Source organism: Rhizobium leguminosarum (assembly GCF_004123835.1).
In the GTDB taxonomy this organism is placed as follows: domain Bacteria; phylum Pseudomonadota; class Alphaproteobacteria; order Rhizobiales; family Rhizobiaceae; genus Rhizobium; species Rhizobium leguminosarum_M.
Window position 1 is genome coordinate 351,120 of record NZ_MZMU01000024.1, and the last position, 9,300, is coordinate 360,419.

The window sequence follows — 9,300 nt, forward strand, 5'->3', positions numbered from 1 at the left end:
CCGGGTAAAGAGCAAGATTTGTCAACAAACGGCTTGCATGTGCGAGCCTTCATTTTTGAGAGGAATAGAAGCGCTTGCTGGACGCTCTGGGCTTGAGCAATGAGGAATGGACGGCGATCCTGCTCAGCCTGCGCGTCTCGATTGTCGCCATGTTGGCGAGCCTTCCCCTTGGCATCCTCGTCGCCCTGCTGCTTGCCCGCGGTCGTTTCTGGGGCAAGTCGGTGCTGAACGGCGTCGTTCACCTGCCGCTGATCCTGCCTCCGGTCGTCACCGGTTTCCTTCTCCTCATCCTGTTTGGCCGCCGCGGTCCGATCGGCAGCCTGCTCGACCAGTATTTCGGCATTGTTCTCTCCTTCCGCTGGACGGGCGCGGCCTTGGCCTGCGCCATCATGGCCTTTCCGCTGATGGTGCGCAGCATCCGCCTGTCGATCGAGGCGGTCGACCGCAAGCTGGAAGAGGCGGCCGGAACCCTCGGCGCCGGCCCTGTCTGGGTCTTCCTGACGATCACCCTGCCGCTGACCCTGCCCGGCATCATCGCCGGCATGATCCTCTCTTTTGCCAAGGCGATGGGCGAATTCGGCGCGACGATCACCTTCGTCTCCAACATTCCCGGCGAAACCCAGACGCTGTCGGCGGCGATCTACACCTTCACCCAGGTGCCGGGCGGCGATGCCGGCGCGCTCCGCCTGACGCTCGTCGCCGTCGTCATTTCCATGGCCGCCCTGCTCGCCTCCGAATTCCTCGCCCGTCTCGCCGGCCGGAGGATCGACCCGGAATGACGCTGATCGTCGAGGCAAAACAGAGGCTCGGCGCCTTTTCGCTCGATGCCGCCTTCACCTCCGAGCGTGGCGTCACGGCGCTGTTCGGCCGCTCCGGCTCCGGTAAGACCTCGATGATCCGCATCATCGCCGGCCTCGCCCGCCCGGACGAAGGCCGCGTCGTCCTCGACGGCGAGGCCTTGACCGAAACCGAAACCGACATCTTCGTCCCGAAACATCGCCGCCGCTTCGGTTATGTCTTTCAGGAAGCGCGGCTTTTCCCGCATCTCAGCGTTCGCGCCAATCTATTCTATGGCCGCTGGTTCGCGGCGAGAACGGCGCGCGGCGAGAGCTTCGATCGCATCGTCGACCTGCTCGGCGTCGAGACGCTGCTGGAGCGCAGCCCCTCGAAACTCTCCGGCGGCGAGAAGCAGCGCGTCGCCATCGGCCGCGCGCTTCTCTCCTCGCCTCGCCTGCTGTTGATGGACGAGCCGCTCGCCGCCCTCGACGAGGCGCGCAAGGCCGAGATCCTGCCTTATTTGGAGCGATTGCGCGACGAAACCGACATCCCGATCGTCTATGTCAGCCATTCGATCGCCGAGGTGGCGCGGCTGGCAAACCAAGTCGTCGTCATGCGTGACGGCAAGGTGGAAGCGACCGGCCCCGCTATCGACATATTGAGCCGCCCCTCCGCCGCCGCCGACCGGCGGGAAGCGGGCGCACTGCTGGAAGGCACCGTAGAAAGCTTCGATGCGCGGCACCGTCTATCGACGGTCGCGCTGAAATCCTGTCAGCTCCATATTCCCGGAGCCGCCCTTGCGCCCGGCAAATCGGTCCGCATCCGCATTCCTGCCCGCGATGTCATGCTGGCGACCGCAAGGCCCGAGGGGCTGAGCGCGCTGAATATCCTGGAAGCAAGGATAGAAGGGATGTCGTCGACCGAGGACGGAACGGTGGAAATCCGGCTCGATTGCGGCGGCGATATCATTCTTTCCCGGATCACGACGCTCTCCTGCGAGCGTCTCGATCTTCGACCGGGAAGGGCGGTCTTCGCCGTCATCAAGACAGTTGCCCTGGAGGCCTGATCAGCTGCGCTCGCCCTGCTGCAGGTTGCGCTTGGCCTCGAGCCAGGCGAGATCTTCGGCAAGGCTCGTGCGCATCGTCCTTTCCATCCGGCGGAAACGCCCGAGCAATTCCTCGCCGAACGGCGTCAGCGCCGCGCCGCCGCCCTTCTGCCCGCCGCGCTGCGATTCCACCACCTGTTCGTTAAACATCCGGTTCATCTCGCTGACCAGCAACCATGCCCGCCGATAGGACATGTCCATCGCCCGCCCGGCCGCCGAGATCGACCCGGTCTGGCGGATATGCTCCAGCAGTTCCATCTTGCCATGGCCGAGGCGATCCTCGTCCGGAAAGCTGATTCGCAGGACGGGCACGAGTGTTTTTGCGGCTGAGTCGGTCATTGAATCTGGAGATCGTGGAATTTGCCGCACTTTACGCTGCGGCAGGGAAACTGTACACCGCCCGCACAAGGCCGCCCAGAGCAGTCAAATACTTCAATTCGAACGGCAGATCGGATTTTCGGCCGTTCCGTACCTTAGCATGTCTTGAAACATTAATGGTTTGATGCCTATCTTAACCATGATCCGGTCTCGATCGGATCTCGTGTTGTGCATAGTTTGTCATTCCAGGAAAGGGAAAGCACTGACAACAGTACACGCCAAGGGAAAAACGCTCGCCGTTATCCCGAAGAGTGCGGAACGTGGCGCCGATGCCGCCGCCCGTGCCCTAGAAACCGTCCTCGCCAGCCTCGAGGACTCCAAAGCTGAAGATATCGTTACCATCGACATTGCCGGAAAATCGGCGCTGGGAGACTACATGATCGTCGTCTCCGGCCGCTCGAACAGGCATGTCATGGCGATCTCGGATCACCTGCTCACCGACCTTAAGGACGACGGCCTCGGTACGGCCCGCGTCGAAGGTCAGGAAGGCGGCGATTGGGTCCTGATCGACACCGGTGACATTATCGTGCATGTGTTCCGGCCCGAAATCCGCGAGTTCTACAACATCGAAAAGATGTGGGCGGCTCCGGATATGGATGAAGAAACACGGCACTGACAGGCGGCGCCTGAGACGTGGCATTGGCTGGCCGGCAAACAGATAAGCCGGCCGGTGGCGTAGTGTGCGCCCGATGTGCCGCATGAGCGGGAGCGGATGAATGCGAATAGGTCTTTTTGCGGTGGGACGGCTGAAGTCCGGCCCAGAAAAGGATCTTGCCGCCCGTTATTTCGACCGTTTCGCCAAGGCCGGCCCCGCCGTCGGCCTCGAACTGACCCGCGTTGCCGAAGTTGGCGAAAGCCGCGCCTCCAATGCGGAAACCCGCAAACGTGAAGAGGCGGCGATGCTTTTGAAATCGCTTGCCGATGGCAGCATCCTCATTCTTCTCGATGAACGCGGCAAGGCGCTCGACAGCGAAGCCTTCGCAAACCTGCTCGGTTCCTATCGTGACCAGGGCAAGCGCGAGCTGACCATCGCAATCGGCGGTGCCGACGGCCTCGATCCCTCCCTTTACGACCGTGCCGACGCCACGCTGTGCCTGGGCAAAATGACATGGCCGCATCAGCTCGTGCGCACACTGATCGCCGAACAGCTTTATCGTGCCGTCACCATCCTGTCCGGCCACCCCTATCACCGCGTCTGATGCCACATCGGCCTGATGCGTCGGCCAATGCGTCGCAATGTCACGCAGCCGTGTTTGCTTGGCCACCCGTTCTCCTTCAAACGTTATGGCAAAGCGCATCAAATCAGCTTAGTCTCCGCGCGATTTGAGAAAGTGCCCCAACACGCATGACGAGAGCATCCACCAGGCGACACCGCATGATCCTGCCGGCCATCGCGGCCGGCGTCGGTGTGGCGGTGATTGTCGTGTCGGCAAATCCGTTCATCGTCCGGGCGCAGGATGTCGCGCCCGAGGCAGCACAATCCGCAGTGCAGCCGGCGACCGAGCCGCCGCCGCCCGATCCGGCCGCTGAACTTGCCGCCAAGCGTGACCAGACCCGTGCCGAACTCGAAACCCTGTCGAAAACGATCAGCCTCTCCACCGACAAGGTGAGCGCGCTTCAGCAGAGCATCGCCGATCTCGAAAAGAGCACGGAAAGCATCCGCCAGGCACTGATTGATTCCGCAGCCCGCCGCAAGGCGCTCGAAAAGCAGATCCTCGAAAGCGAGAAGAAGCTTGCCGATCTCGGCGTCAAGGAGGATGGCATCCGCCGTTCCCTGCATGAGCGCCGCGGCCTGCTGGCCGAGGTGCTGGCAGCGCTCCAGCGCATGGGCCGCAACCCGCCGCCGGCTTTGCTCGTCACCCCCGACGATGCGCTCGCCTCCGTGCGCAGCGCCATTCTGCTCGGCGCCGTCGTGCCCGGCATCCGCAAGGAGACCGACAAGCTTGCCGCAGACCTCGCAAGCCTCGCCGAGTTGCAGACCGCAAGTGCTGCCGAGAAGACCTCGCTGACCGCGACGATGACCAACGGCATCGAGGAAGAGCGGCGCATGGACCTGCTGCTTGCCGAAAACGACAAGCTCAGCCGCAGCAACGCCGCCGAACTCGCGGCTGAAAGGAAACGCTCCGAGGAGCTGGCGGGCAAGGCGACCAACCTTGAAGGCCTCGTCGCCTCGATGGAATCCGAGATCGCTTCGGTGCGGGATGCCGCCGCTGCCGCCCGCCAGGCGGAGGAGAACCGCAAGCTTATGACGGACGAGCAGCGCGCCCAGGCCAAGGCGCTTGCCGACAGCGGCGTGCCCGATAAAAACCGCATTGCGCCCGCATATCCCTTCGGAGAATTGAAGGCGAAATTGGAGGTGCCCGTTGCGGGCGATATCCTGCGCCAGTTCGGCGATGCCGACGGCACCGGGCACGAGGCCATGGGAATGACGGTCGCCACCAATCCAGAGACAGTGGTGACGGCGCCTGCGGATGGTCTGGTGGTTTTCGCCGGCGTATTCCGCAGTTACGGCCAGATGATCATCCTCGACGCGGGCGATGGATACCACCTGGTTCTCTCGGGAATGGATACGATCAATACCCGTCAGGGAAAATTCGTTTTCTCCGGCGAGCCGCTTGCCGTGATGGGCGCGAAAAGAGTGGCAAGCGCAACTGCATTGGCGCTGGAAACGAACCGGCCAACGCTTTACATTGAATTTCGAAAGGACGGTAAACCGGTCGATTCCCGGCCGTGGTGGACCGCCAAAGACACTGGAAAGGCACGCAATGATTCGTAGGGCTTCTCTTGTTCTGGTCGGCGCATTGATGGGTGCGACCGCAATGAGCGTCATTTACTCGGCGGGTGTGCCGGCAGAAGCGGCCGGATCCTCGACCTACAAGGAACTTTCGGTTTTCGGAGATGTCTTCGAGCGTGTGCGTGCGCAATATGTGACGCCGCCAGCGGAAGACAAGCTGATCGAGAACGCCATCAACGGCATGCTCTCCTCGCTCGATCCGCATTCGAGCTACATGAATGCGAAGGACGCCGAGGACATGCGCACCCAGACCAAGGGTGAGTTCGGCGGCCTCGGCATCGAAGTCACGATGGAAGACGAACTGGTCAAGGTCATTACCCCGATCGACGATACGCCCGCCGCCAAGGCCGGCGTTCTCGCCGGCGACTACATCTCCGAGATCGACGGCCAGTCCGTGCGCGGCCTGAAGCTGGAAGACGCAGTCGAGAAGATGCGCGGCGCTGTCAACACGCCGATCAAGCTGACGCTGATCCGCAAGGGTGCCGACAAGCCGATCGAGCTGACGATCGTCCGTGACGTCGTCGCCGTCCAGGCAGTCAAGTCGCGTGTCGAGGACGATGTCGGTTATCTCCGCATCATCTCCTTCACCGAGAAGACCTATCCTGACATGGAAAAGGCGATCAAGAAGATCAAGGACACCGTTCCGGCCGACAAGCTGAAGGGTTATGTCCTCGACCTGCGCCTCAATCCGGGCGGTCTGCTCGACCAGGCGATCAATGTCTCCGATGCGCTGCTGCAGCGTGGCGAAGTCGTTTCGACCCGCGGCCGCAATCCGGATGAAACCCGCCGCTTCAATGCCGGCCCGGGCGACCTGACGGATGGCAAGCCGGTGATCGTGCTGATTAACGGCGGTTCGGCTTCCGCATCGGAAATCGTCGCCGGCGCGCTTCAGGATCTGCGCCGTGCCACCGTTCTCGGCACGCGCTCCTTCGGCAAGGGTTCCGTCCAGACGATCATCCCGCTCGGCGAAAACGGCGCGCTGCGCCTGACCACGGCACTCTATTACACGCCGTCGGGCCGCTCGATCCAGGGTACCGGCATCACCCCCGACATCAAGGTCGAGGAGCCGCTGCCGGAGGAACTGCAGGGCAAGATGGTGACCGAAGGCGAATCCAGCCTGCGCGGCCACATCAAGGGCCAGAGCGAGACGGACGAAGGTTCGGGCTCCGTTGCCTACGTGCCGCCGGATCCGAAGGACGACGTTCAGCTGAACTACGCGCTCGACCTTCTGCGCGGCAAGAAGACCGATCCGGCCTTCCCGCCGAACCCGGACAAGGCCGTCGTCGCCAAGTAATCAATCAACTCAAGGCCGGGCACCTCGCCCGGCCTTGAGCCTTTCTGCTGTTTCCCGGTTTTGGAGCGGGCAAAAAATTGGGAACGGACCTGCATGCGCCTTTGGGCCGCAACCGCAAAACTGGCCGCCGGCGCCCGGGTGTCCTGCGCCTCGGTCGTATCGCCGCCAGTCTTTGCCTTTTCGCGATAGGCGGCTTTTCCCTTTATACGGCATTTCGCGGCGATGGGCTCGAACGCACCAAACCGCCGGCGGCCGAACAAGCCGCAACACCCCCTGCCAATACCGCTCAGCCGCCGACTGCCACCACCGGCCAAGCGGCAGACGGCATGCCGCGCGCCGACCCGCGCTCGGGTGCCAATGTCGAGCAGATGGTCACCGGCGACGGCTCGGTCGTCACCAAATACAGTCCCCGCCCGCGCGACGGCGGCGGGCCGGTGCTGGTCGACGCCATGCAGATCGGCCAGGATCCGCGCATGGCAGCCCAGCCCAATGAAGCGCTGCTCGAAGAGACGCCTTTTGGCAGGCTGCCGATCGTCGGCCCCGATGGCCGGCGGCCGATGGATCAATATGCGCGTCCCTCGTCCGGCGCGCGCGGCGTCCGCATCGCCATCGTTGTCAGCGGCCTCGGGCTTAGTCAGACCGGAACGCAGCGTGCCATCGCCGAACTCCCCGAAGAGATCACCTTCGCCTTTGCTGCAAGCGGCAACAGCCTGCAGCGCTGGATGCAGGAAGCCCGCCGCGGCGGCCACGAGATCCTTCTCCAGGTGCCGCTCGAACCCTTTGATTACCCGGCGAACGATCCAGGGCCGGAAACGTTGCTGACCACGAAACCGGCTGCCCGCAATATCGAGAACCTGCACAAGGCGATGGGCGAGATCACCAACTATACCGGCGTCATGAATTATCTCGGCGGCCGTTTCCTGTCTGATCCCGCCGCCATGGAACCTGTCATGCGCGACATCGGCAAGCGCGGGTTGCTGTTTCTCGACGACGGCACATCGGCGCAGTCGAAGACGGCGGCGATCGCCAAGGGAACCGAACTGCCCTATGCCTTCGCCGACCTGCAGCTCGACGGCCAGCTCGATATCAACGCCGTCCTGAAGAAACTCGACGAGCTCGAGCGCATCGCCCGCAAGAACGGCCAGGCGATCGGCGTCGCCTCGGCTTTCGATGAGAGCGTTGACGCCATCGCCAAATGGAGCGAGGAGGCCGCGATGCGCGGCATCGAGATCGTCGGCGTTGCCGCCCTTTCCAACGACCCCAAGAATCCTTGAGAACAATCCTTGAGATGGATCCTTGAGAGGAATCCCTGAGAAGAATCCCAGAACGGAGAAGAAGATGAGCCAGGCGACCGTGAAAGCCGAGGATCTGCCCTACCGCCCCTGCGTCGGCGTAATGATCCTGAACCGCGATGGCCTCGTCTGGGCGGGAAGACGCATCTCCGACGGCAATTCCGAATATGACGGCTCGCCGCAGCTCTGGCAGATGCCGCAGGGGGGCATCGACAAGGGCGAGAATCCATTGGACGCCGCCTATCGCGAGCTTTACGAGGAGACCGGCATGAAGACGGTGACCCTGCTTGCCGAAGCGAGAGAGTGGATCAACTATGATCTGCCGCCGGCCCTGATCGGCATCGGGCTGAGAGGAAAATTCCGCGGCCAGACGCAACGCTGGTTCGCCTTCCGCTTCGACGGCGACGACGGCGAGATCGCCATCAATCCGCCGCCTGGCGGCCATGAACCGGAATTCGATGCCTGGGAATGGAAGCCGATGCAGCAACTGCCGGGGCTGATCGTGCCCTTCAAGCGCGCCGTCTACGACCAGGTGGTGGCCGAGTTCCAGCATCTAGCAGAGCCCTACAATCGGAAGACTGATCGATACAGCATGATCGCGATTGATCAGGTCCGTTTTTGATTTCAGCAGATGGAAACAAGGGGCACCGGTTTCGATCCGGTTTGATGCGACCGATCGCGGTGGCTGGCAGCGGATAATTCGATAGCTAACACCGGCCGCCATGGGCGGCCGGCATCTGGTTCGAATACTATTCGGCTTCGTTGGCGGAATCGGCGTTGAGCTGGCCGTATTTGCTCTCGCCGATTTTCTCGAGCAGGTCGATCTGGGTTTCGAGGAAGTCGATATGACCTTCCTCGTCCGCCAACAGCTCCTCGAAGAGTTTCATGGAAACGTAGTCGCCGGCGTCATGACAGATATCGCGCGACTTTTTGTAGGCCGCGCGGGCGTCGTACTCGCCGGCAAGATCGGCTTCCAGAACTTCCTTGACGTTCTGGCCGATGCGCAGAGGTGCAAGAGTCTGCAGATTGGGATGGCCTTCGAGGAAGATGATGCGTGCAACAAGCCGGTCGGCATGGTGCATCTCTTCGATGGATTCGGCGCGCTCCTTCTTGGCGAGCTTGGTGTAGCCCCAGTCCTCAAGAAGACGATAATGAACCCAGTATTGGTTGACCGCACCGAGTTCGAGGAACAACGCCTCGTTAAGCCGCTCGATGACCTTTTTGTCGCCTTTCAATGTCCGCTCTCCTGTTTTCCTCATGGAATTGTTTCAAGCGGGACATGAAATCAAATATTTCGGTCTCCGTCGAGTGGCGACGGGCGTGATATTCCTCGGTTGTCTGGATAATGATGTCGACCACGTTGGGGAAACAGCCGCAGCAGCGGCCGCGTTTCTCCATGGCGTGGTAGACCTTCGCAGGCACGATAAGCTGCCAACAGTCTTCATCGAGAAGGTTGGTGATAACCTCCCGGATTTCTTTATCGGTTATATAATTGCAGCTGCAGACGAGCACGTCTTCATTCCAAACATGACACTGACTATCGTGTTTTCTGCTAAAGAAGATGGTGGCTGTCAAGAAAAAATTCGAGTCCCGCAGCATCAAACAGCGGTGTCCGGTGAGGCCTTCATGCATATCGTCCGGGATTATGCAGCGGTTTCAG

Annotated in this window: 10 protein-coding genes and 1 pseudogene; 8 read left to right on the forward strand and 3 right to left on the reverse strand. The window is 61.9% G+C overall.

What is annotated here, in order from left to right; genetic code table 11:
* The first annotated feature begins 77 nt into the window (after positions 1–77).
* Together modB and modC are read left to right on the forward strand one after the other, a co-directional pair.
* A complete protein-coding gene (gene modB / locus B5P46_RS31350) occupies positions 78–779 on the forward strand; it encodes a molybdate ABC transporter permease subunit (RefSeq protein ID WP_129422207.1) in 702 nt (233 codons plus the stop codon).
* Entirely contained in the window at positions 776–1,843 is a 1,068-nt protein-coding gene (gene modC / locus B5P46_RS31355) for a molybdenum ABC transporter ATP-binding protein (protein WP_129422117.1), read from the forward strand. The genes modB and modC overlap by 4 nt, the downstream gene beginning before the upstream one ends.
* Here the strand turns inward: modC and B5P46_RS31360 are convergent, their stop codons facing one another.
* Positions 1,844–2,221, reverse strand: coding sequence for a winged helix-turn-helix domain-containing protein (locus B5P46_RS31360; protein ID WP_129422118.1), 378 nt, complete (start codon positions 2,219–2,221; stop codon positions 1,844–1,846).
* Positions 2,222–2,399: 178 nt separating this feature from the next.
* Here B5P46_RS31360 and rsfS point away from each other — a divergent pair, with 178 nt between their 5' ends.
* The 6 genes and pseudogenes from rsfS (at position 2,400) to B5P46_RS31390 (ending at position 8,222) form a co-directional block, all read left to right on the forward strand.
* Positions 2,400–2,876: a ribosome silencing factor gene (gene rsfS, locus B5P46_RS31365; protein ID WP_206679856.1), complete on the forward strand. Its 477-nt coding sequence runs from the start codon at positions 2,400–2,402 to the stop codon at positions 2,874–2,876.
* Between the two features lie 100 nt (positions 2,877–2,976).
* Complete coding sequence (rlmH, locus tag B5P46_RS31370; RefSeq protein ID WP_112905560.1) at positions 2,977–3,459, forward strand: 23S rRNA (pseudouridine(1915)-N(3))-methyltransferase RlmH; 483 nt, start codon at positions 2,977–2,979, stop codon at positions 3,457–3,459.
* Between the two features lie 176 nt (positions 3,460–3,635).
* Positions 3,636–5,036: a murein hydrolase activator EnvC family protein gene (locus B5P46_RS31375; protein WP_129422119.1), complete on the forward strand. Its 1,401-nt coding sequence runs from the start codon at positions 3,636–3,638 to the stop codon at positions 5,034–5,036.
* Positions 5,026–6,348 carry a S41 family peptidase gene (locus B5P46_RS31380; protein ID WP_003543943.1) on the forward strand — a complete coding sequence of 441 codons (1,323 nt, stop codon included), beginning with the start codon at positions 5,026–5,028 and terminating at the stop codon, positions 6,346–6,348. The genes B5P46_RS31375 and B5P46_RS31380 overlap by 11 nt, the downstream gene beginning before the upstream one ends.
* Before the next feature lie 77 nt (positions 6,349–6,425).
* Complete coding sequence (locus B5P46_RS31385; protein ID WP_129422120.1) at positions 6,426–7,622, forward strand: divergent polysaccharide deacetylase family protein; 1,197 nt, start codon at positions 6,426–6,428, stop codon at positions 7,620–7,622.
* Between the two features lie 64 nt (positions 7,623–7,686).
* Positions 7,687–8,222, forward strand: a pseudogene (locus B5P46_RS31390) (RNA pyrophosphohydrolase).
* Between the two features lie 167 nt (positions 8,223–8,389).
* Here the strand turns inward: B5P46_RS31390 and bfr are convergent.
* Together bfr and B5P46_RS35230 are read right to left on the reverse strand one after the other, a co-directional pair.
* Positions 8,390–8,875, reverse strand: coding sequence for a bacterioferritin (bfr, locus tag B5P46_RS31395; RefSeq protein ID WP_003543950.1), 486 nt, complete (start codon positions 8,873–8,875; stop codon positions 8,390–8,392).
* Positions 8,841–9,239 (reverse strand): (2Fe-2S)-binding protein, encoded by a 399-nt coding sequence (locus B5P46_RS35230; RefSeq protein ID WP_018244118.1) that lies wholly within the window; start codon positions 9,237–9,239, stop codon positions 8,841–8,843. Before B5P46_RS35230 ends, bfr begins: the two co-directional genes overlap by 35 nt.
* Positions 9,240–9,300: the final 61 nt, after the last annotated feature.

Coding starts and splice junctions, on each gene's coding strand:
- modC (WP_129422117.1), top strand. CDS start 776: ATGACGCTGATCGTCGAGGCAAAACAGAGGCTCGGCGCCTTTTCGCTC.
- B5P46_RS31360 (WP_129422118.1), bottom strand. CDS start 2,221: ATGACCGACTCAGCCGCAAAAACACTCGTGCCCGTCCTGCGAATCAGC.
- rsfS (WP_206679856.1), top strand. CDS start 2,400: ATGATCCGGTCTCGATCGGATCTCGTGTTGTGCATAGTTTGTCATTCC.
- rlmH (WP_112905560.1), top strand. CDS start 2,977: ATGCGAATAGGTCTTTTTGCGGTGGGACGGCTGAAGTCCGGCCCAGAA.
- B5P46_RS31375 (WP_129422119.1), top strand. CDS start 3,636: ATGATCCTGCCGGCCATCGCGGCCGGCGTCGGTGTGGCGGTGATTGTC.
- B5P46_RS31380 (WP_003543943.1), top strand. CDS start 5,026: ATGATTCGTAGGGCTTCTCTTGTTCTGGTCGGCGCATTGATGGGTGCG.
- B5P46_RS35230 (WP_018244118.1), bottom strand. CDS start 9,239: ATGCTGCGGGACTCGAATTTTTTCTTGACAGCCACCATCTTCTTTAGC.